We start from the raw sequence: 20,411 nt of genomic DNA on the forward strand, positions 1-20,411 counted from the left end.
GGAAATGAAATGAGCGCCAAGAAGAAGCTAAAGACCTCGGCAATGATTGCGTCCATCGCGGGCGAAGACCAGCCAACGACCGCTGCGCCCTTCGGCCATGCGTTGGTAGAGGCTGCTGGGAAAAATCCCAAGATTGTTGGTATGACGGCAGATCTGGGCAAATATACCGACCTGCACATCTTCGCCCAGGCCTACCCGGATCGCTACTACCAGATGGGCATGGCTGAGCAGCTACTCATGATGGCCGGTGCGGGTATGGCACGCGAAGGCTTTATCCCTTTCGTGACGACCTATAGCGTTTTCGCCTCACGCCGTGCTTACGACTTTATTTGCCTAGCGATTGCCGAAGAGAAACTCAACGTCAAAATTGTTAGCGCACTTCCTGGGCTTACCACGGGCTATGGCCCGAGCCACCAGGCTACCGAAGATATCGCTATCTTCCGCGGCATGCCGAACCTGACCATCATCGACCCTTGTGATGCGGTTGATATCGAGCAGTCAGTTCAAGCGATGGTCGATTTTGATGGCCCCGTCTACTTACGCCTACTGCGTGGCAAGGTGCCCCGTGTTTTAGATCGCTTTGAAGGTTACCAATTCGAGATCGGCAAGGCTAAAAGGCTGCTAGATGGAGAAGATGCCTTAATCATCTCTTCTGGGCTGATGACGATGCGTGCGATTGAGGCTGCCGATGAGCTGAGAGAGAAAGGCACCAACGTGGCGGTTTTACACTGCGCCACAATCAAGCCGCTAGATACCGATACCATTCTGGCGGAGGTTCGTCGCTATCCTGAACGTCCCGTCTTCGTGGCCGAAAACCACTCAATCATTGGTGGTCTGGGCGAAAGCATTGCATCGCTGCTGATGAAAGAGGGTGTATCCGTCAAATTTAATCAGATCGGCCTTCCCGATGAATTTCTGGATGCCGGTGCTTTACCCACTCTGCATGATCGTTACGGTATTTCCACCAAGGAGGTGATCAAAACGCTAAAGCAGCACGTTGCCTGAATATACTAACTAAATCAAAAAACTAAGACTCCAGCTACGTTTGATAACCGCTATTTCTAACAACAAATATTTTAATAGAGAGAAACGTCATGAAAAAAACAGTCCTTGCTTCTGTCATTGCCAGCGCTTTTTTCATTAGTGGTAATGCTGCCGCTCAGCAAACCCTGCAACTTGCCCATAACGCGGCGGAAGGTAACCCCAAGTGGGATGCTTCAGAACTCTTCGCAGAGCTCGTCGAAGAAGGAACCAATGGGGAATTAATCGTCGATGTTGGTGGTAATGCGCAGTACGGCGACGATATGGAAGCCATCACTCAGATGAGAATGGGTACCTTAGCGTTTAGTACCAATAGCCAGGGCTCGACATCCAGCGTTGTACCGCAGTTCTCCGTTCTGGGACTACCGTTTCTGTTCAACTCTCTTCCCAGCGCTTGGGAGGTTATGGACGGCGAAGTCGGCGATGAACTGAAAAGGCTTTCTGAAGAGAAGGGGCTTGTACTACTGGCGCTGTGGGATAACGGCATTCGTCATGTCAGCAATAATGTTCGCCCTATTGAGACCCCTGATGACTTGGAAGGCCTTAAGATTCGAACCCCTCCCGATGAGATGACGGTTGATATCTTTGAGGCGCTTGGCGCAAACCCCACCCCAATGAATTTCTCTGAACTCTATATTGCTCTTGAACAAGGGGTCGTTGATGGTCAGGAAAATCCATTAATGAATATTTACTCATCCAAGCTTCACGAGGTGCAGGACTATATTTCCTTAACCGGCCACAAGTATGAGTCAACCCCGCTACTTATGAGCAAGATGGTCTGGGATACGCTTTCACCCGAATACCAAGAAGTGATTCAGCAAGCGGCCGTCGAGGCGGGTGAGTTCAATCGTCAAGCGTCACTTGAGGCCGACGATGCGCTGAGAAGTAAGATGGAAGAGGCGGGTGTCGCTTTTAACGAAGTAAATCCTGAACCTTTCATCGAAGCCACTTCATCCGTTTATGACCAGTGGGCAGAAGAGTACCCAGAATTGGTCGAGATGGTCGTCAATGCGGCTCAGCGTGAAGCGCAATAACGGAAGGGGCTTTTCATGACGCTCTCAATAGAGAGCCGCGACAGTGAAGTGGGCGGGACCACTTCACTGTTAGCGAGCTCAAAGCGTGTGATTTATCACACCTTCAAATGGGTATCCATCGTCGCTGTTGTGGCTATCTTCGTGTCGCTATTACTGGGTGTGGTGGTTCGCTATGTGTTTTCTACCAACTTGGGCTGGGTAGCGGAAGTGCCCAACTTGGTTTTTCCCTGGTTAACCATGTGCGCCATCGTCGCTGCTGCAGCAAGAAACGAGCACATTGGTGTCGAGTTGGTCGTCGAAAAGTTGCCAAGGCTACCCAAGAAGCTAGTGGTATTGGCCATCAACCTAATAGCAATGATCGCTTTTAGCTTCATGGCCGTTAACGGGTTGGATGTCGTTGAAATTGCAGGCTCCCAGCGATTGCCGATAACCCGGATTGGTATGTCCTGGGCTTATTGGTCAGTCGTCGTTGGTTTTATGGGGTTAGCTGTTATTTCGTTCATCAACATCGCAATGGTGCTCACCGGGGGAGATCAATCCTCTGAACCTCAAGTTTCTCACGGGGAGGAAGGGATATGACGGCCCAGATGCTCATTGGCTTTGTCTTGTTGCTGTTAATGGCGATGCCTGTTGGTTACTCGTTGGTTATAAGTGGTTGGGCGGCGCTATCCGTTTTTGGCCCTATGCCATCCAGTATGGCGGTTATGAAGATATTTCAACCGACGCAAAGTTTCCCTCTGCTGGCGATCCCCTTTTTTATACTCTCTGGTGGGCTAATGATGTCCGGCAAACTAGGACAGAAGTTAGTGGGTTTAGCCTCCATGTTGGTGGGTAAATATCACGGAGGGCTCGGCCAGGTCACCGTGGTGGGCTCCACTGTATTTGGAGGGGTCTCGGGGTCTTCTGTAGCAGAAGCGTCCGCACTTGGTTCCATGCTTATCCCTTGGCAAAAGAGAGAGGGGTATCCTGGCGCTTTCGGTGCTGCTGTTACCTCAGCCTCTTCTGTGATTGCTGGCCTGATGCCGCCTTCTATCCCACTCATCCTGTTTGCTACTGTCTCGAACACCTCCATCGCATCACTGTTCATTGCCGCAGTGATTCCCGCACTGATGCTCGCGGGTGGCATGATGCTGGCTTGCAATATCATTGGCAGACGACGCGGGTTCCCACGTCTTACGCTCAAGTACACTGGCGCTGAAATAAGAAACACGCTGTTCACCGCTTTGCCAGCGTTGTTGATGCCGGTATTTATCGTTGTGCTACTGCGTGCGGGGATTGCCACACCCACTGAGGTAAGTGTCATTGCCGTTGCCTATGCGCTGGTGGTCAGTACGGTTATTTATCGGGATCTGACGGCTGAACGCGTCATGAGTGCGCTGGTAAACACAGTGATTACCACGGGCATTGTGATGCTCATTATCGCAGCAGCCAACATTATTGCTTATATTCTGACGTCAGGCGGTGTCCCGCAGGCCGTCGCTCAATGGGCTGTCGAGTATCTAAAACACCCTATCTTGATCATTTTGGCGATCAACTTGCTGATGCTATTTATCGGCATGTTTCTCGATTTGCCCGCTGCCATCTTGCTGTTAGGGCCAACGCTGGTCTCCATCGCCAACGCGATTGGGCTAGATCTGGTGCAGCTTGGCATCATCATGTGCGTGAACCTCAGCATTGGTCTGTTCACGCCCCCCATCGGTACCACTCTGTTTGTCTCTTCTGCTATTGCCCGTGAACGTATTGGCGCCGTGGTAAAGGAGCTGGGGCCTTTCTATTTGGTGGCTATTGTCGTGTTGCTGCTGGTGTCCTACGTGCCAGCTCTGATTATTTACTGAGGTGGTTATGCAAACTATCGCATTTGCAGGGCTTGGCGCCATGGGGTGGCCTATGGCAACCCGGTTGAAAAAAGATGGTTTCCAGGTGCTGGGTATGGATGCCGTTGAGTCAACGGAAACGGCTTTCAACGACCAGGTGATGTCTCCCGAGCAAAAACAGCGCGGACTGACCCGCTGCGAAGCACTTTTTATCATGGTGGTAAATGCAGATCAGGTGCGTTCTGTACTGTTGGGTACCAACAGTATTGAGTCGCTTAGGCAAGGTGCTTGTGTTGTCCAAATGTCGACCATTTCCCCGGACGATGCGGCGGCTATCTCACAAGAAGTCGCGGCGATTAGGCCTGACCTTCACTTCATCGATGCCCCGGTGTCAGGCGGAGTGGTAGGCGCCGAGGCGGGTGAACTCACGATTATGGCAGCGGGCACCCAAGACGCTTTGTCGAAATGCCGTCAAGCGTTTGAAGTGTTGAGCAAAGTTGTGTTTGAAGCCGGGGAGCAGCCAGGACAGGGCTCGGCGATGAAAGCAGTCAATCAACTGCTGTGCGGTGTGCACATTGCCGCTGCTGCAGAAGCGCTGGCACTGGCAGAGAAGAGCGGTATTGATGCCTCAACAATGCTAACGCTGTTACAGGGCTCATCAGCTTCCAGTTGGATGCTGAAGGATCGTGGCCCTCGGATGATCGCTGAGCCCAGTGATATTACCAGTGTGATCGATATTTTCTGCAAAGACATGGGCATTGTCTGCGACTCAGCCAAGACCTCCAAGGCATTTACGCCACTGGCAGAAACCGCGCGTCAGCTATTTGTTTCCAGTGCTGAGCGAGGAGAGGGCAAGTTAGATGACAGCCAGCTGATTCGCACTTACCGACTGCTGAATGGAACGGCCTAAGGGGACACAATGCCCAGTTTTATATCTGTCAGTACCGCGGCTTACGACGGCTATGATTTCGATGTGATTCTGCCATCGCTAGCGCGGTGTGGCATAAGGAATGTGGAGTTTGCCTTTATTGATGGCTATGTAGAGGTCTTCACCGACAGCGATTTTACTGCTGCTTTCGCAGCTGAGCTAAAAAGTGAAATGCAGCGCCATGGCCAGCAGTGCCGCTATTTTTCCGGCCATATTGATTTGGGCATTGAGAACGCAGCCGCCAGGCTTGAAGCGCGCTGTCGTTTTGCTGCGTCTTTAGGGGCATCCTTTGTAATTACCAACGCTGCTACGCGCGAGCGCGCAGGAACCTTCTTTGCACAGGCCGATACCCTGGCTGCGATTGCTGAAAATTATGGTCTGCGCATTCTGCTTGAGAATCCCGGTAATGGTGTTCCCAATTTACTCGACCACGCCAGTGACGCACCCCTCTTGCTTGAGCGGCTGGACTCCCAGGCCTTCGGTATTAATTACGATATCGGCAACCTGTTAGCCCACCGCCCAGCCCGAGAACCGCTTGAAGATGCACGTGCGGCAATGAATATTGCCGATCATTTTCATCTTAAACCCTGTGCGCGCCGTGAGGGCGGCATCGATTTCGTCCCATTGGGAGCAGGAGATGTGAATGACACTGCTCTGGCGTTGGAGCTTCTTCGCCAGAATAAGCCGTTTTCACTCGAGCTTCCATTCCGCCTACATCGCGATGCCAATGCTCAACCTTGGCGTGATGAGCAACCACTGCCACTCGACGTAATCGAGTCGCGCATTTCCTGCTCTCTTATGGAGCTGTCATCACTCCACAAACAACTTACTACAACCCAATAAAAGGAAAACGCTATGTTACTTAAAGACAAGGTATGTATCGTCACCGGCGCCGCAGGTGAAAAAGGCATTGGCTTGAGAACTGCCAAGCTCTTCTATGAGCACGGAGCCTCAGTCGTCATTTCCGATATCAATGAGCAAGCCTGCGAGCAAGTGCGCAGCGAATTTGACCCTGAGCGCTCACAAATAGTGGTTGGAAACGTGGTGAACCGTGATGATTGCTTCAATTTGGCGAAGGCTGTCATGGATAAATTCGGCCGCATTGATGCGCTCATCAATAACGCTGGTATTACTCAGCCGGTAAAGTTCGAAGAGATTTTGCCAGAAGACTATGATCGCATCCTGGATGTTAACCTCCGTGGCATGCTCTATATGTCGCAGGCTGTCGTACCACATATGAAAGCGGCAAAATCAGGCTCAATTATTAACACCTCTTCGGTTTCCGCGCAGAGGGGGGGCGGTATTTTTGGGGGCCCGCACTACAGTGCCGCCAAGGCTGGCATGTTGGGGCTGGGCAAGGCCATGGCACGAGAGCTTGGTGCTTTTGGCATTCGCATTAACTCCGTTACCCCGGGGTTAATTGCTACAGACATCACCGCTGGCAAGCTTGACGATCAGATGAAAGCCAAGATTTTAGAAGGTATTCCGCTGGCACGAATGGGCACCCCCGAGGATGTAGCCAAGGCCTTCCTGTTTTTGGCGAGTGACCTGTCCAGCTACATTACAGGGGCCACTCTGGATGTTAACGGCGGTATGCACATTCATTGATTATGCTAAGCTGCCCCTATACTTACGAAACGGTATAGGGGTGGCGTTTGGATGATGTTATGAGTCAGATCGATCCGAATCTTTTGGATAGACTTAAGGAGTTTGTGTCGGTCTCCGAACTGTCTAAGGATGGCCGGTTAAAGCTTCCTGCAGAAAGAGCGCTGTGTGAACATTTTGATATGCATCGTTCGTCGGTTAGGAACGTCCTTTCGTTATTGCAAAGTCTTGGCTTCATCGAACGCAAGCAGGGTAGTGGCACCTTTCTTAAAATGCCCGAACCTGTCTTTATCCAGCTCTATTTTGAGCTGGCGCTTAAGCTCAACTACATCTCAGTAGACCATCTTGAAACGGCTAGAGAGATGTTTGAAAAAGAGATCGTACAGGCGGCAGCAGTCAACCATCAGCCTCATGAGCTGAGAAGGCTTGAGTTGCTTTGCGAAAAAATCGTGACGTCATCCGATGTTCTTGAAGGGATTCAGGCGGATTATGAATTCCATGAACTGTTGGCCATTATGGCCAAAAATCCTGCCATATTGATTATTTTCCAAGGGTTATCATCGGTATTGAAAAAGGTGCTTCACCAGCGCAGGATTTTGGCCCGGCAGTCTAAAGAGGCACAAAAGAAAACTAACGAGACGCATATTGCTATTGTCGCAGCAGTTAAAACCCGCGACCGGGAGCTCGCGCGTCAAGCTATGCATGATCACTTTGAAACATGGAACCAGCAGACGATGCGCAGCTTTCCCAAAGCTGAGGATTCAAGTCTTTTTGCCGAGTAAGTGCTACTACTTTGCAGCAAAGAGCCTAAACGGCTAGTTAAGCGTCAACCGTCTATGAATTGACTCAGGTAGCGAGCTAACATTCAGATTGCCCGCTACCTAAGCATCTCCACAATTTTAGCAGTGACTTATTTTAGCCCTTGAATCCGTCGATGGTTTTCCAAAGTCATTACCAACGCTTCAGCCGCTTCCTTGCCTTTGGCACGGAAATGGTCATAGAAAAAATCATGATGTGTGCTGTGTTCATGGAAATGATGCGGCGTCAGCACGACAGAAAGTATGGGAATTTCTGTGTCCAGTTGCACCTGCATCATGCCTTCAACCACTGCCTGAGCAACGAAGTCGTGGCGATAGATGCCTCCATCAATAACAAAGCCCGCACCCACAATGGCGCTGTAACGACCTGTTTTGGCTAGCAACTTAGCTTGAAGAGGCACTTCATAAGCCCCCGCAACTTGGAATATTTCTATTTGATCAGCGGAAAAGCCATGCTCACTGGCAAGTTGAGCAATAAATGCTTCTCTGGCTTGGGCAACAATATCGTGATGCCAAGACGCTTCGATAAAGGCAACGCGAGGGAATGAAGAAAGTTGGGTCTGATTCATGGTCATCCTAAGGGGATTGGTTACCAGAACCAGGGCATGAGGCATCCAATAGCACAGCACCCGCATGCGTTGGAACGCTACGGGTAATATCACTAGGAAACCTTCTCTTTTATCCGGACTATTACCGTCGGCTTCGGGATCTCACCGAATCTGCTGTCCTCAACCGTTAGGTGACACCTCTGGTTGAGCGCTCGTGGGCTTATCCGCATCAATAAAGATATGGCATCACCACCGGTGGGGACTTACACCCCGCCCTGAGAAAGTTCGCCATTACTGGCGGAAGACATTATACGCTGGCTGGCCGACAGATACAGATAGCATGACCAAAAAATTAAGATGATGGATGACGTCTTGAAAGGTGAGCTTAGCAACCAAAAGCATACCTCTTCGCCATCATTGAAGCCCAAACCACTGGTTAAGTGCTAGACTACTGGATGTCATTAGCAGGTTAATTATTGCGTCAATAGGGACAGATTTTAAGATTTAGGGAGTCGATGTGGAGGGCGTCGTGTTGAATGCAGGGAGCGCAAAAGCGCTGGCAATATCACTAACCGTTGGCGCCGTTGGCGGTACGCTGTTTCAACTGTCCGGTTTGCCCCTTGCATGGATGCTTGGCCCTCTTATTGCCAACCTAGTGGTCTCTTCACAAGGCGTGAAGGTCGAAGTGCCTGAGCCACTGCGTAACGTATTTCTAGCCGTCATGGGGTTGGTGTTGGGTAGCCAGGTGACGCCGCAGCTGGCTCATCGCGTACTGGATTGGCCGGTTTCTGCTGCTCTCTTGCTGCTGGGAGTAGCCGCCTCCACTGCCGTAGCCGCTGCCTGGTACCGGCGCTGTGGTTTCGACCCCGTCAGTGCCTGGTTTGGTGCCTCGCCCGGCGCGATGACGGCGATGATTCTGTTGGGCGAAAAGTGCGGTGGCGACCCCCAGCGTATTGCAGTCGCGCAGTCGCTGCGCATCATTTTAGTGATTCTTTTTTTGCCGCCGCTATTTTGGGCCTATGAGGGCGGAGGCGAGGGCATCGGCCCTGTTCATAGCAGTTTTGAACACGGCTGGATGCTTCTGATGATCCCGCTGCTGTTGCCGCTAGGACGCTGGCTGCGAATTCCCAGCCCTGCACTGCTGGCACCACTGCTAGCCGCTGCTCTATTATCCGGTGTTGATATTGCCAGTTTCGCTCTCCCAGAGTGGGGGATGAACCTGATGCTGTGGGTGCTGGGCAGTGCCATTGGTTCGCGCTTTAAGGGCATGACGCGAAAGCTTTTTGGCCGCTATTTATGGCAGTCTGGTGTGGCGACGCTGTTAGCGTTGCTGGTACTTGCACTATTTGCCGAGCTGATTCATCAACTGCTAGGGGTAGGGCGCGATGTGGCGCTGCTGGCGCTGGCGCCGGGGGGCATTGGCGAAATGGCTATTTTGGCCGTCGCGCTCAATATCGACCCGGTGTTTGTTGCCTTTCACCACCTGCTGCGCATGGTAACGCTGATGATCATCGCGCCTTTTTGGGCGCGTTGGCTGCTGCGCCACGCCACTTCTTAAATCTTAAACAATCAAACTGTTACATAAATAAGTTAACGTCTGTCACATCAATCTCAGACACACCAACGCCAGTCACGTAAGGAAGCCTCATGCTATCGCGTGTTTTACAGCCGCTATTTCGTTACTTCGAAACGCGGGTAAACCCTTATCCGGAAGGCGAGGTTAAAACGCCGCCTAAGGGCTTAATGCCGTTTATTGTGCACTTTTCCCGTCCGATGCTGCCGCTGTTGCTGCTAATGACGCTGTTCACGGCGCTGGTCTCGGCGGCTGAAGTGGTTTTCTTTAGCTACATGGGGCAACTGGTCGATTGGCTGGGCAACGTTGAACGTGCAGGCTTTTGGGCTGAAAACGGCCTGTGGCTTGCTGGTCTGGGGCTATTGCTGCTGATCGGTTTGCCGCTATTGGTGCTGATGCAGTCATTGGTCACCCATCAGAGTATTTTCGGTAACTACCCGATGATCGGCCGCTGGCTATCCCACCGCCATATGCTTAGCCAGAGCCTGGCATTTTATCAGGACGAATTTGCCGGGCGGGTGTCGCAAAAGGTGATGCAAACGGCGCTGGCGATCCGCGAGACCGTCACCAAGGTGATGGATCTATTGGTCTACGCCATCGTCTATTTCACTGGTGCGGCCTACCTGCTGGGCCGGGCGGATCTTTTGCTGCTGATCCCACTGGGCCTGTGGCTGGTGGGCTACCTGTCGATCATGCGCTACTTCGTACCGCGCCTGCGAGATGTCTCTATGGCGCAGGCAGACGCCCGTGCCCAAATGACCGGGCGCGTGGTGGACAGCTACAGCAATATCCAAACCATCAAGCTGTTTGCCGACACCGAGCGCGAGCAGCGCTACGCCAAAGATGCTATGGAAGGCTTTATGGTCACCGTTCACCGCCAGATGCGCTTGGTGACGATCATGAGCGTGGGTTTGACGCTGCTCAACACGGCGCTGTTGGTGGGTACTGCGGCCATGGCGATCAGCGCCTGGTACACGGAGGCGATTTCCCTAGGCGTTTTGGCGATTGCCATCGCGCTGGTTATGCGTATCCGCTTTATGTCTGACTGGATATTGTGGGAAGTCGCCGGGTTGTTTGAAAATATCGGCACGGTTCAAGATGGCATGAACACCATCGCTCAGAAGCCCACGATCAACGATGCGCCCAATGCTAAAGCGCTTCAGGTTCCCCATGGCGAAATTGTGTTTGATGCGCTGCGCTTTCAATACGCCCAGGCGAAAGGGGAGAGTAAAAACGTCTTTGATGGACTCAGCCTGACCATCAAGCCCGGCGAGAAAATCGGCCTGATCGGCCGTTCCGGGGCGGGCAAATCCACTCTGGCCAATCTGCTGCTGCGTTTTTATGACTTGCAAGGTGGGCAGATTTTGATTGATGGGCAAAACATTGCCGAGGTGACTCAAACCTCTTTGCGCCACCAGATTGGCATGGTCACCCAGGACACCTCACTGTTGCACCGCTCACTGCGTGACAACATCCGTTACGGCAGCCCCCACGCCAGTGACGAAGACGTTTGGAACGCGGTGTGCCGCGCCCATGCAGATACCTTTATCAATGATCTGGTCGACCCGAAAGGGCGTCGCGGCCTGGATGCCCATGTGGGCGAGCGCGGAGTGAAGCTTTCCGGTGGGCAGCGCCAGCGGATCGCGATCGCCCGGGTGCTGCTCAAAAATGCCCCGATTCTGGTTCTGGACGAGGCCACCTCGGCGCTGGACTCGGAAGTGGAGGCCGCCATTCAAGAGCAGCTGGATACGCTGATGGAAGGCAAAACGGTGATTGCCATCGCGCATCGGCTGTCGACCATTGCCATGCTCGATCGGTTAATTGTGGTGGATGAAGGGCGCATGGTGGAAAGTGGCACGCACCAGGAGCTGCTTGCACGCAACGGCATTTATGCCAGCCTTTGGCAGCGCCAGTCAGGTGGCTTCCTGGGCCTTGATATCGACGGCAACGGCCCCAACCAACAGTAGATACATAAATCAATGTACATATTCGAACTGTACATACTGAGGTAACGATGAAAGCGATCAAGCTGAATCAGCCCGGCGGTTTGGACAAGCTGGACGTTGTCGACATGGAAGCGCCTGGGGAGCCGGGCCCTGGTGAAATCCGAGTACGTCTACACGCCAGCTCTCTGAATTTTCACGACTACGCCGTGGTCGCTGGGATGATTCCCACCGACGATGGGCGTATTCCCATGTCAGACGGCGCAGGTGTTGTCGAAGCCGTGGGCGATGGTGTCAGTGAGTTCGCGGTGGGCGACCACGTGGTATCGACCTTCTTTCCCCACTGGTTGGAAGGCCCGGCGCGTGTCGGTGATTTTCGCACCACGCCAGGTGACGGCGTGGATGGCTACGCTCGTGAGCAGGTTGTACGCCCGGCTGAGTGGTTTACCCATCAGCCCAAGGGCTATAGCCATGCGGAATCCGCTACCTTAACCACCGCTGGCTTGACCGCTTGGCGGGCGCTGGTCGTCGATGGTGGCATTAAAGCGGGGGATAGCGTGCTGGTGATGGGCACGGGCGGGGTATCCATTTTTGCCCTGCAGTTTGCCCGATTAATGGGCGCGCGGGTAATTGCTACCTCATCATCTAACGAAAAGCTGGCGCGGCTGCGTGAGATGGGCGCCGAGCACACCATCAACTATAAAGAGACGCCTGATTGGGGTAAGCGCGTGAAAGAGCTGACCAACGGCGAAGGCGTTGATCATATCGTCGAAGTGGGCGGGCCAGGTACGCTGCCGCAATCCTTTGATGCGATCAAAATCGGTGGGCATATCGCTTTGATTGGTATCCTCACTGGGCGTGAGGGTGAAATACCGACGGCTAAATTAATGGCCAAGCAGGCGAGTTTGAAAGGCTTGATTGTGGGCAGTCGTCGCCACCAGATCGAGATGATTCGTGCGCTGGAAACATTCGATATGCACCCGATCATTGACCGCGAATTCCCGCTTGCCGAGATCGCCGACGCTTTCCGCCACCAGGAATCTGGCCAGCACTTCGGCAAGATCTGCCTGACGTTTTAAAACAGTTGGCTTACTTTCGAGGAAGTGAGTCATAGATAAATAGTTTGCACGCCTTGCGCACTTGCCGGGCGTGCAAGTGCAGACTAATCTGGCAAGCGGCTGTAGACCACGCCTTTTACTTCAAGCTCCAATATCTCATCGTAGGGCACCATCACGCCTTCAACGTCACCCGGTGTGCGATGGCTGTTCTTAATCTCGGTTTCAGGTATCACCTTTACGCCCATTAGCCCAACGTGCTGGATTCTGGCGCTAAAGCGATTGCCCTCATGCTCAATCAGTAGCCGCTCACCGGCAATACACTTCTCGAGCTTGGCGTGGAGTTCTGTTTCGCTAACGTGGACAACACTCATTGCTTTCTCCTTTAGCTTTTGCCATTGCTCTCGCAATAAAATAATAATCCGTTATGTGCGCTAACGACTGTCTATAAAGACTTTATTTTAGACCATAAGTTCGTCTATGAGGTTAGAAGCTGCGCGCACCGTGCTAAAGTGAACGCTTATTGCTAACCATAGGGACAAGGTCATGGGGGAGCATTCATCATCAGCCGACACGCCGCTGTGGGCGGTCGTCGAGCTCGATCAGTTTCGTACCCCTGAGCAGACCCAGGCAAGCCAATGGCGACGTTCGTTGCGTTCGGCTTCGACGTGGCTGGTAGGCAAAAACAGCGCTGAGCAGCAGGTAAAAGAAGAGCATGAACTGCGTGCGTTGCCCGAGGTTAAGCTAGCGCATTTAGTGCCGCCCATCGATTGGGCGCCCGCCGCAAGGGCTTTGGCGCAGCAGCTAAAAGGCCAGCAAGCGCCGGTTACGTTTTTTATTACCCCGCCGCACAGCGGCCATGTTTCTGTGGTGAGTCAGTGGGCGGAACAGCACCACTTTGCCTGTTTGCCGCCACCCACGCTCAGCGAGCTTGCCGAAGGCGACACTCAGTGGGTAGAGCGTTGTGCCAATCAACGCGAGTGGGCTGTTCCCGCATTAGAACGCTACTTTTTACGCCACACTCAGGGTATTCAGGGCGTACGTGAATTTCTTGAGCGCGCCTTAAGTGGCCGCTTGGGGCAGGGTGTGATTGGCTGTGACAGCTGGGCGTATGCCTACCTACAAGAAGTGGTCGGTATCGAGGGCGCGCCGGTATTTACCCTTCAAGCCATGGAGGGCGAACAGCTGTCGCAGTACTTTGCGAAGATTGCGACCCATGAGGGGCAGTCTCCGTTGGTCTACAGCACGCGAACCGGTAAGCCAGTATTGACTGAATCAGCAACCCAGCATGGCGACAAAGCCCCTAACAAAGAGCTACAGCGCTTAGCTGCTCACTGTCGTGGTCATATAGGTCTTGCTTGGCACTACTGGCGCGAGCGGCTGCGTGAGCCAACAGCAGACGATGAAGAGGCGCTGTGGCTGGTCGATGCCCTCGCCGAGGCAGAACTCTCCACAGATACCGGGGATATCGCCACGCTGGTGCTGCATGCGTTATTGGTTCATGGCGGTCTGGATGACCACTCCCTCGGGCAGGTGTTGCCGTTTTCACACCACGAGGCACTCAATGCCCGGTTAGCTTTGCAGCGCAAAGGGATTGTTTCAAGCAGCGAAGGGCGTTGGCAGATCACACCGTTAAGCTACGCAAGCGTTCGCCAGCTATTGGAATCGCGCAATTATCTGGTTGATCCCCTTTAAGTCGCCGCGCTAACAGCGACAGGCCTGCGGAGGGCACCCATGGACGAACAACAAAAGTACGCACGATTGTTTAACGATATTGATAGCCAAGCGATGATTACCCTTGGGGTGGTGCTGCTATCGACCATTGTGCTGATTATTGTCAGCCAGCGGGGGCTTAACTGGCTGGCCACTCGGTTACACGGGCAAGTGCGTTTCCGCATTTTTGCCTTGGTGCCTCTAACGCGCCTACTGATTTTGATTACTGCACTGGCCATCATCGTACCGATTATTATCGAGCCATCGCTACGTAATATGGTCACGTTGCTGGGAGCACTTGGCTTAGCCATTGGTTTTGCCATGAAGGATTACGTAAGCAGCTTGATTGCGGGTGTTGTTTCGGCGATTGAACTGCCTTATCGCCCAGGGGACTGGGTTAATATTGAAGGCACTTACGGCGAGGTTAAGCACGTCGGTTTGCGCACGGTAGATATTCAGACGCCCGACGATGATTTAGTCGCCGTGCCGCACTTAAAGTTGTGGGATCACGCCGTTTACAACGCTAATAATGGCGGTACCAGCCTGCAGTGCGTGGCGAGTTTTTACCTTCACCCCGAGCACGAAGCAGGCTGGGTACGTAAAGCGCTGCGCGATGTGGCGTTAACCAGCGCCTATCTGAAGTTCGATAAGCCAATTATTGTGGTGGCCGAAGAGAAACCCTGGGGCACCCACTACCGCATACGCGCTTACCCGGTGGATCCGCGCCAGCAGTTTTTGTTTATTACCGATCTAACTGTGCGCGGTAAAACAGTGCTGAGTGCCGCAGGCGTGCAGTCAGCGATGTTGCCACCGGATGCTGCCCTGGATGCACGCAACGCGGCAGAATCTTCTTACTAACAGGCCTTAGGCGTCTGTAGACTCGGGCAGCTCACCGCTGTGATAGACGTTTTGCACATCGTCCAGTTCGTTGAGCATGCCTAGGAATTTTTCGAACATCGCTACATCATCGCCTTCCACCGGGGTGGTGGTTTGCGGCAGGAACTGAATCTCGTCTGCCTCAAAGTCAATCTCACCGAAGGCATCTAATAATGCCTGTTTGGCTTTGGCGTAGTCGGTATGTGGGGCAAAAACGGTGATCCGCTCACCCTCTTGCTCAATATCGGTGACATCCACATCGGCTTCCATCAGCGCTTCAAGCACGGCTTCTTCATCGTTTCCGGCGAAGGAGAAGATAGCGCAGTGGTCAAACATATGGCTGACGCTACCGGGAGTGCCGATTTTACTCTTGGTTTTGGTGAAGCAGCCGCGCACATCGCCAAAGGTGCGGTTGGGGTTGTCGGTAAGGCAGTCGACAATCACCATCACATTGCCAGGGCCGAAGCCTTCATAGCGTGCAGGCGAGAAATCCTCGCCACCGGCACCGCTGGCTTTGTCGAGCGCTTTATCAATAACGTGAGAGGGCACCTGATCTTTTTTGGCCCGCTCCATTAAGCCGCGCAGCGCCAGATTGCCATTAGGGTCGGTGCCGCCCGCTTTAGCGCAAACGTAAATCTCGCGTCCATATTTGCTGTAGACCTTGGTCTTTGCATCGGCCGTTTTGGCCATGGATTCCTTACGGTTCTGAAAAGCCCTACCCATGTTGCCGTCCTATGTTTTCTAGACCTATGTTCTCTATATGCCCCGCGCAATGAGCGGCGGGGCGGATGTTTTCAAAAGAGCGAATAAATCGCATAGAGCAAAAGATTAAATTTTACCCAACAGCGTACCATGCTAACAGCGTTATTTAAGACGCTTACCGAAGTGTTGCTTGGCTTGGCGTATACTGGCCATCATTGCTCATATTTTGATTTTGACCCCTCAAGGAGGAAAAGACATGCCGTTAACACTCTGGCTATCGCTCGCCGCGATTTGTGCCATGGGCGCTATGTCGCCGGGGCCGAGCTTGGCACTGGTGCTGCGCCATACGTTAGGCGGCGGGCGTTTTACTGGAGTGACCGCGGCAGTTTTCCATGCCTTTGGTGTAGGCTTTTATGCGCTCCTTACCGTTTGGGGGCTAGGCGCGATAATCGCCGGTTTTCCGCTGCTGTTCCAGCTGATTACCTGGTTCGGCGCGGCTTATTTGGCGTGGCTAGGGGTTAAAGCGCTGCGTGCCGGGAAAGCCGGTGCCTTAGAGCCTAATGCGATTGTCACTAGCCGAGGGCAGGCGGCCAAAGAGGGCGTGCTGGTGGCATTAGGCAACCCGAAGCTGATTCTGTTTTTTGTTGCACTACTGAGCCAGTTTGTGACCCCGGAGATGAGTGGGGTAGCTAAAGCTATCATTGTGTTAACGGCGATGATTATTGATGGCGGCTGGTACGTGCTGGTGGCGGTGGTGCTTTCCCACTCGCAGATTCTGCCCTGGCTACAGCGGCGTGCCCATTGGATTAACCGCATCACGGGCGTACTGTTAATCGCGCTGGCGCTACGAGTGGTCGCCGGACCGCTGGTGTAAAAAGCATAGCCGTGGCATGGTGATACCCATGCCGTTTGGGGTTTTGTGGGGCTGATTGATGCAAATATACGACCAAGACTGCTATACCCACCAAGGGCTGCCGTTCAATTTACGTGCGCTACGCGGCCAAGTGCTGCTGGTGGTTAACGTTGCCAGCCAGTGTGGCTTTACCCCGCAGCTAAGCGAACTCGAAACCCTTTTTCAGCGCTACCGGGATCGTGGCTTCACTGTGCTCGGTTTCCCGTGTAATCAGTTTGGCCGCCAGTCGCCGGAAAGTGCTCAAGCGTTTTGCCAGTTTGGCGAGCAGCAGTTTGGAGTCAGTTTTCCGCTACTGGAAAAGGTCAATGTCAATGGGAGTGATGCCCATCCACTGTTTGTGCTGCTCAAGCGCGAGGCGCCTGGAGTCCTAGGCACACAGCTGATCAAATGGAATTTTACCAAGTTCCTGGTGGGCCGTGATGGCAAGGTGATAGCCCGATTTGGGCCGCGCTATCACGGGCGCCCGCTACGCCTGGCATTAGAAGAAGCCTTGGATCAAACATACCCATAGCCCCACAGGGCACTATCCCTCTATACCTGCTCGCCCCGCGCGACTGCTACACGATTCATGAGTGCGTTCCAGCGGTGACGCACCATCATGGTCGTTAAGCCTGAAAACAGCGCCCAGCTTTTGCGGCGCCAGCCCTTCAAGCGCATATTGTGATTGACCAACTGCTTCATCAGCTTATAGTCGTCAAATTGTCGCCACTCGCTGGCGATTGAAAGCTGATGGCGAGACATCACCGGTGCCATTTCCAGGCGAAACATCCATTCGAGCTCGTTAAGCGTCATATCATAACGCTCTATGACTTCGACCATACGCGCGTAATCGCGTTCGCTGGGTTCACGATCCAGCCACAGCGGGGCTAGCGCTAGCCATAGATCGCCGCGTTCATCTACTAGCTGCTGTGCATTCATGATCGCCTCGTGGGAAGTCGTTGCTGATATAAGTACTTTGGCAGCTATCGTGACGCGAATGCGCCCCGAGCTCAAGGGCGGGCAGGAGCTCAAGGATGGAGAGTCGCTCATGGGAGGACGATAGCTCAGGAGCGGACAGAGCGCACGGAGGCAGCTAGAATAGCCTCTATGAGTCATGACACTGCTATGCCACAAACTATGCCAAAAGCTATGGCAAAACGGTGTCGCTAGTTATGATGTTGCCAGTTACGATATTAAAAGCTAAATCAATCCGATAAAGAGGTTCTCTGTGATTATTAAACCCAAAGTACGCGGCTTTATTTGTACCACTACTCATCCCATCGGCTGCGAGCAGAACGTTCGCGAACAGATTGAAGCGACCCGTGCTCGCGGTTTGGATAAGCAGGCTGGCCCAAAAAAAGTACTCGTCATTGGGGCTTCAAGTGGCTATGGGTTGGCAGCCCGTATTACCGCAGCTTTTGGCTACGGCGCCGATACCCTGGGCGTTTTCTTTGAAAAGCCTGCCACCGATAAGAAACCCGGCACCGCAGGCTGGTACAACAGTGCCGCCTTCGATAAGTTTGCCAAGCAGGAAGGGCTGTACAGCAAATCGATTAACGGCGATGCGTTCTCCCATGAAGCGCGGGAAAAAGCCATTGAACTGATCAAGCAGGACATGGGCGAGATCGATCTGGTGGTGTACTCGCTGGCATCACCCGTTCGCAAGCTGCCTGATAGCGGCGAACTTAAGCGCTCGAGCCTAAAGCCAATTGGCGAAACCTACCGCGCCACTGCTATCGATACCAATAAAGACGCGATTATCGAAGCAGAAGTAGAGCCAGCCACCCAGCAGGAAATCGACGACACCATTACGGTAATGGGGGGCGAAGATTGGGAACTGTGGATGGAAGCGCTTGACCAAGCTGGTGTGCTGGCAAAAGGTGCGCGTAGCGTGGCGTTTAGCTATATCGGTACTGAAATCACTTGGCCGATCTACTGGCACGGTGCGCTGGGTAAAGCCAAGGAAGACCTTGACCGCGCTGCAGCGGCTATCGACGCCAAGCTGAAAGAGAGCGGTGGCGGTGCCAATGTGGCGGTACTCAAGTCGGTGGTCACCCAGGCGAGCGCGGCCATTCCGGTAATGCCGCTTTATATCGCCATGGTCTACCGCATCATGAAAGAGCAGGGTCTGCACGAAGGCACGATCGATCAATTGAACCGTCTATTCGGCGAGCAGCTCTACTCAGCCCAAGGCAAGCGCGGTGAAATGGTCACTGATGAGGTAGGGCGCCTGCGTTTGGATGACTGGGAACTGCGCGATGACGTTCAGCAAGCGTGTCAGGATCTTTGGCCTGAAGTGACGACTGAAAACTTATTCGAGATTACCGACTATGCTGGTTATAAGCACGAGTTCTTGAAGCTGTTTGGCTTTGAGCGTGACGATGTCGATTACGATGCCGACGTCAATCCAGAGGTTACGTTTGATGTCGTGAATCTGTAAGCCATTCACAGAGGCGGTAGCGCCGCCCAATTCGACCGGAACGCTGGAGGTGTTTATGGACACTAGGGAAAGCAAAACCCCGGAAGAAGAGAAGCAGCATATTATCAATGAGCGGATACCTGAGGATTATGAAACCTCAAAACCTCATCTACAGCCTGAAGCCAAGAAGCGGCCAGGCGGGCTGTATAAGCTACTCCCGATAGTGGTGATCATTGTCGGCGTGATTGTGGTTAGTATCGTCGTGTTAGGCATTATTAACCGCGGTAATTAGTACTTAACCATTCTCTCTTTTTTGCCGGGCCTTGCGCCCGGCAATTTGCATTCATGCGTCACGTTTTTGTTGCAGTGGTCATAACGCTGCCATCCTCTACGCAATTGGGTAAGATGATCGTTTATCTATGTCGATGGCGGTCTTTCATGCATCTTTTCATGCAACTCAATCAGTTATCATGCAGCCCAACCCGTTAGCCTCACAGGCAGCGCTACCGCGTCGGCGGGTGGCCTTTTTGCTGCTGCCAGGTTTTTCGTTATTGACCCACGCCAGCGCACTGGAACCGCTACAAATGGCTAACCAGCTGAGTGGGCAGATGCTTTACCACACCGTCACATTAAGTCTCAATGACGAGCCCGTGCGCAGTGGTGCTCAGCTTTCGCTCATTGCTCAGCACGCACTAAGTACCGCATTAGGCCCGCTTGACCTGCTGTTGATATGCGCACCAACACCGCTGCCCTATACGCTTCCTGCAAAGTTGAATGAGTGGCTCCGTGGGCACCAGGGGCGTGGTGTGGCACTGGGTGGGTTGGCAGGGGGCACTGAAGTGTTGGCACGCTGTGGGTTGCTTGAAGGCTATCGTGCGACGCTGCCCTGGCAGCGTTTTGAGGCCTTTGCTCAAGCCTATCCGCAAGTGACGCTTTCTCAACAGCTGTTTGAAATTGATCGCGACAGGCTGACCTGCGCGGGGGGAACCGCGGCCATGGATTTGATGCTCACGCTGATTGGCCAGCATCACGGTGCGCGCTTGGCGGAGCAGGTGTCTGAGCAGTTTGTCTGCGACCGCATCCGCTTGGCAGATGAGCGCCAGCACGTGCCGCTGCGTAGCCGCCTGGGGCATGCGCCGCAAAGTCTGGTGGAGGCTGTCACGCTTATGGAAGCCAATATTGAGGAGCCGCTCTCGACCCTGGAACTGGCCGAACATCTGGGTATCTCTCGGCGTCAGTTGGAGCGGCTATTTAAGAAGTATCTGCAGGCGGTCCCTAGTCGCTACTACCTGGATTTACGCTTACAAGAGGCGCGCAAACAGCTTCGCGATAGTGACCGGCCGGTAGGCGATATTGCGTTTGCCACGGGATTTTCCTCAGGCGCGCACTTTTCTACCGCCTACCGTCACCATTTCGGCATGACGCCGAGAGAAGAGCGCCTGGGTTAGAA

22 protein-coding genes and 1 riboswitch are annotated in these 20,411 nt (G+C 53.4%); of the genes, 18 read left to right on the top strand and 4 right to left on the bottom strand.

Annotation, left to right across the window (positions count from 1 at the left end; translation table 11 throughout):
• The first annotated feature begins 9 nt into the window (after positions 1-9).
• The 8 genes from E0L35_RS18390 to E0L35_RS18425 all read left to right on the top strand — a co-directional run bounded on the left by E0L35_RS18390 (position 10) and on the right by E0L35_RS18425 (position 7,204).
• Positions 10-1,005, top strand: coding sequence for a transketolase family protein (locus E0L35_RS18390; RefSeq protein ID WP_009288166.1), 996 nt, complete (start codon positions 10-12; stop codon positions 1,003-1,005).
• A gap of 89 nt (positions 1,006-1,094) precedes the next feature.
• Positions 1,095-2,075 carry a TRAP transporter substrate-binding protein gene (locus E0L35_RS18395; RefSeq protein WP_009288167.1) on the top strand — a complete coding sequence of 327 codons (981 nt, stop codon included), beginning with the start codon at positions 1,095-1,097 and terminating at the stop codon, positions 2,073-2,075.
• A 15-nt stretch (positions 2,076-2,090) separates the two neighbouring features.
• Positions 2,091-2,654 carry a TRAP transporter small permease gene (locus tag E0L35_RS18400; protein ID WP_009288168.1) on the top strand — a complete coding sequence of 188 codons (564 nt, stop codon included), beginning with the start codon at positions 2,091-2,093 and terminating at the stop codon, positions 2,652-2,654.
• Positions 2,651-3,910, top strand: a complete 1,260-nt coding sequence (locus tag E0L35_RS18405; protein WP_009288169.1) for a TRAP transporter large permease — start codon at positions 2,651-2,653, stop codon at positions 3,908-3,910. The genes E0L35_RS18400 and E0L35_RS18405 overlap by 4 nt, the downstream gene beginning before the upstream one ends.
• 7 nt (positions 3,911-3,917) lie before the next feature.
• Positions 3,918-4,799, top strand: coding sequence for an NAD(P)-dependent oxidoreductase (locus E0L35_RS18410; RefSeq protein ID WP_051052158.1), 882 nt, complete (start codon positions 3,918-3,920; stop codon positions 4,797-4,799).
• 9 nt (positions 4,800-4,808) lie between these two features.
• A complete protein-coding gene (locus E0L35_RS18415) occupies positions 4,809-5,660 on the top strand; it encodes a TIM barrel protein (RefSeq protein ID WP_009288171.1) in 852 nt (283 codons plus the stop codon).
• Positions 5,661-5,672: 12 nt separating this feature from the next.
• Positions 5,673-6,425 carry a glucose 1-dehydrogenase gene (locus E0L35_RS18420; protein WP_039860240.1) on the top strand — a complete coding sequence of 251 codons (753 nt, stop codon included), beginning with the start codon at positions 5,673-5,675 and terminating at the stop codon, positions 6,423-6,425.
• Between the two features lie 59 nt (positions 6,426-6,484).
• Positions 6,485-7,204: an FCD domain-containing protein gene (locus E0L35_RS18425; RefSeq protein WP_039860242.1), complete on the top strand. Its 720-nt coding sequence runs from the start codon at positions 6,485-6,487 to the stop codon at positions 7,202-7,204.
• A gap of 128 nt (positions 7,205-7,332) precedes the next feature.
• Here E0L35_RS18425 and E0L35_RS18430 read toward each other — a convergent pair whose 3' ends face one another.
• The gene (locus E0L35_RS18430; RefSeq protein WP_039860244.1) at positions 7,333-7,809 is read right to left on the bottom strand and encodes a 6,7-dimethyl-8-ribityllumazine synthase; all 477 of its coding nucleotides are present in this window, start codon (positions 7,807-7,809) and stop codon (positions 7,333-7,335) included.
• Positions 7,810-7,906: 97 nt separating this feature from the next.
• A riboswitch (FMN riboswitch) is annotated at positions 7,907-8,075 on the bottom strand.
• Between the two features lie 230 nt (positions 8,076-8,305).
• On the opposite strand from E0L35_RS18430, the gene E0L35_RS18435 reads away from it, so the two are divergent.
• The 3 genes from E0L35_RS18435 to E0L35_RS18445 all read left to right on the top strand — a co-directional run bounded on the left by E0L35_RS18435 (position 8,306) and on the right by E0L35_RS18445 (position 12,383).
• Positions 8,306-9,346 (top strand): AbrB family transcriptional regulator, encoded by a 1,041-nt coding sequence (locus tag E0L35_RS18435; protein WP_138801074.1) that lies wholly within the window; start codon positions 8,306-8,308, stop codon positions 9,344-9,346.
• A gap of 89 nt (positions 9,347-9,435) precedes the next feature.
• Complete coding sequence (locus E0L35_RS18440) at positions 9,436-11,328, top strand: ABC transporter ATP-binding protein (protein ID WP_009288174.1); 1,893 nt, start codon at positions 9,436-9,438, stop codon at positions 11,326-11,328.
• Between the two features lie 47 nt (positions 11,329-11,375).
• On the top strand, positions 11,376-12,383 hold the full coding sequence (locus E0L35_RS18445) for an NAD(P)-dependent alcohol dehydrogenase (RefSeq protein WP_009288175.1): 1,008 nt from the start codon (positions 11,376-11,378) through the stop codon (positions 12,381-12,383).
• Positions 12,384-12,466: 83 nt separating this feature from the next.
• On the opposite strand, the gene E0L35_RS18450 is transcribed toward E0L35_RS18445, so the two are convergent.
• Positions 12,467-12,733: a hypothetical protein gene (locus E0L35_RS18450; RefSeq protein ID WP_027959997.1), complete on the bottom strand. Its 267-nt coding sequence runs from the start codon at positions 12,731-12,733 to the stop codon at positions 12,467-12,469.
• 172 nt (positions 12,734-12,905) lie between these two features.
• Between E0L35_RS18450 and E0L35_RS18455 the strand changes: the two genes are divergently transcribed.
• Positions 12,906-14,054 carry a hypothetical protein gene (locus E0L35_RS18455; RefSeq protein ID WP_009288176.1) on the top strand — a complete coding sequence of 383 codons (1,149 nt, stop codon included), beginning with the start codon at positions 12,906-12,908 and terminating at the stop codon, positions 14,052-14,054.
• Positions 14,055-14,093: 39 nt separating this feature from the next.
• Entirely contained in the window at positions 14,094-14,930 is an 837-nt protein-coding gene (locus tag E0L35_RS18460; RefSeq protein WP_009288177.1) for a mechanosensitive ion channel domain-containing protein, read from the top strand.
• A gap of 6 nt (positions 14,931-14,936) precedes the next feature.
• Here E0L35_RS18460 and E0L35_RS18465 read toward each other — a convergent pair whose 3' ends face one another.
• Complete coding sequence (locus tag E0L35_RS18465) at positions 14,937-15,671, bottom strand: YebC/PmpR family DNA-binding transcriptional regulator (protein ID WP_009288178.1); 735 nt, start codon at positions 15,669-15,671, stop codon at positions 14,937-14,939.
• A 235-nt stretch (positions 15,672-15,906) separates the two neighbouring features.
• Here E0L35_RS18465 and E0L35_RS18470 point away from each other — a divergent pair, with 235 nt between their 5' ends.
• Together E0L35_RS18470 and E0L35_RS18475 are read left to right on the top strand one after the other, a co-directional pair.
• Positions 15,907-16,524 carry a LysE family translocator gene (locus tag E0L35_RS18470; protein ID WP_022522487.1) on the top strand — a complete coding sequence of 206 codons (618 nt, stop codon included), beginning with the start codon at positions 15,907-15,909 and terminating at the stop codon, positions 16,522-16,524.
• 58 nt (positions 16,525-16,582) lie between these two features.
• On the top strand, positions 16,583-17,074 hold the full coding sequence (locus E0L35_RS18475; protein WP_039860245.1) for a glutathione peroxidase: 492 nt from the start codon (positions 16,583-16,585) through the stop codon (positions 17,072-17,074).
• Between the two features lie 20 nt (positions 17,075-17,094).
• Here E0L35_RS18475 and E0L35_RS18480 read toward each other — a convergent pair whose 3' ends face one another.
• On the bottom strand, positions 17,095-17,481 hold the full coding sequence (locus tag E0L35_RS18480; RefSeq protein ID WP_027960003.1) for a hypothetical protein: 387 nt from the start codon (positions 17,479-17,481) through the stop codon (positions 17,095-17,097).
• 289 nt (positions 17,482-17,770) lie between these two features.
• On the opposite strand from E0L35_RS18480, the gene fabV reads away from it, so the two are divergent.
• From fabV to E0L35_RS18495, 3 genes are all read left to right on the top strand, one after another.
• Complete coding sequence (gene fabV, locus E0L35_RS18485) at positions 17,771-18,982, top strand: enoyl-ACP reductase FabV (RefSeq protein ID WP_027960004.1); 1,212 nt, start codon at positions 17,771-17,773, stop codon at positions 18,980-18,982.
• 55 nt (positions 18,983-19,037) lie between these two features.
• Entirely contained in the window at positions 19,038-19,253 is a 216-nt protein-coding gene (locus E0L35_RS18490; protein ID WP_022522490.1) for a hypothetical protein, read from the top strand.
• A 178-nt stretch (positions 19,254-19,431) separates the two neighbouring features.
• A complete protein-coding gene (locus E0L35_RS18495; protein WP_171051191.1) occupies positions 19,432-20,409 on the top strand; it encodes a GlxA family transcriptional regulator in 978 nt (325 codons plus the stop codon).
• Positions 20,410-20,411: the final 2 nt, after the last annotated feature.

This window comes from Halomonas sp. ATBC28, assembly GCF_005937175.1.
GTDB classification, from domain to species: Bacteria; Pseudomonadota; Gammaproteobacteria; order Pseudomonadales; family Halomonadaceae; genus Vreelandella; species Vreelandella titanicae.

What these genes read in the sequence shown, in the direction of transcription:
- E0L35_RS18425 (WP_039860242.1), top strand. Translation starts at nt 6,485, where the DNA reads ATGAGTCAGATCGATCCGAATCTTTTGGATAGACTTAAGGAGTTTGTG.
- E0L35_RS18445 (WP_009288175.1), top strand. Translation starts at nt 11,376, where the DNA reads ATGAAAGCGATCAAGCTGAATCAGCCCGGCGGTTTGGACAAGCTGGAC.
- E0L35_RS18390 (WP_009288166.1), top strand. Translation starts at nt 10, where the DNA reads ATGAGCGCCAAGAAGAAGCTAAAGACCTCGGCAATGATTGCGTCCATC.
- E0L35_RS18465 (WP_009288178.1), bottom strand. Translation starts at nt 15,671, where the DNA reads ATGGGTAGGGCTTTTCAGAACCGTAAGGAATCCATGGCCAAAACGGCC.
- E0L35_RS18450 (WP_027959997.1), bottom strand. Translation starts at nt 12,733, where the DNA reads ATGAGTGTTGTCCACGTTAGCGAAACAGAACTCCACGCCAAGCTCGAG.
- E0L35_RS18405 (WP_009288169.1), top strand. Translation starts at nt 2,651, where the DNA reads ATGACGGCCCAGATGCTCATTGGCTTTGTCTTGTTGCTGTTAATGGCG.
- E0L35_RS18490 (WP_022522490.1), top strand. Translation starts at nt 19,038, where the DNA reads ATGGACACTAGGGAAAGCAAAACCCCGGAAGAAGAGAAGCAGCATATT.
- E0L35_RS18395 (WP_009288167.1), top strand. Translation starts at nt 1,095, where the DNA reads ATGAAAAAAACAGTCCTTGCTTCTGTCATTGCCAGCGCTTTTTTCATT.
- E0L35_RS18460 (WP_009288177.1), top strand. Translation starts at nt 14,094, where the DNA reads ATGGACGAACAACAAAAGTACGCACGATTGTTTAACGATATTGATAGC.
- E0L35_RS18400 (WP_009288168.1), top strand. Translation starts at nt 2,091, where the DNA reads ATGACGCTCTCAATAGAGAGCCGCGACAGTGAAGTGGGCGGGACCACT.
- E0L35_RS18455 (WP_009288176.1), top strand. Translation starts at nt 12,906, where the DNA reads ATGGGGGAGCATTCATCATCAGCCGACACGCCGCTGTGGGCGGTCGTC.
- E0L35_RS18480 (WP_027960003.1), bottom strand. Translation starts at nt 17,481, where the DNA reads ATGAATGCACAGCAGCTAGTAGATGAACGCGGCGATCTATGGCTAGCG.
- E0L35_RS18475 (WP_039860245.1), top strand. Translation starts at nt 16,583, where the DNA reads ATGCAAATATACGACCAAGACTGCTATACCCACCAAGGGCTGCCGTTC.
- E0L35_RS18415 (WP_009288171.1), top strand. Translation starts at nt 4,809, where the DNA reads ATGCCCAGTTTTATATCTGTCAGTACCGCGGCTTACGACGGCTATGAT.
- E0L35_RS18495 (WP_171051191.1), top strand. Translation starts at nt 19,432, where the DNA reads ATGCAGCCCAACCCGTTAGCCTCACAGGCAGCGCTACCGCGTCGGCGG.
- E0L35_RS18420 (WP_039860240.1), top strand. Translation starts at nt 5,673, where the DNA reads ATGTTACTTAAAGACAAGGTATGTATCGTCACCGGCGCCGCAGGTGAA.
- E0L35_RS18470 (WP_022522487.1), top strand. Translation starts at nt 15,907, where the DNA reads ATGCCGTTAACACTCTGGCTATCGCTCGCCGCGATTTGTGCCATGGGC.
- E0L35_RS18410 (WP_051052158.1), top strand. Translation starts at nt 3,918, where the DNA reads ATGCAAACTATCGCATTTGCAGGGCTTGGCGCCATGGGGTGGCCTATG.
- E0L35_RS18430 (WP_039860244.1), bottom strand. Translation starts at nt 7,809, where the DNA reads ATGAATCAGACCCAACTTTCTTCATTCCCTCGCGTTGCCTTTATCGAA.
- E0L35_RS18440 (WP_009288174.1), top strand. Translation starts at nt 9,436, where the DNA reads ATGCTATCGCGTGTTTTACAGCCGCTATTTCGTTACTTCGAAACGCGG.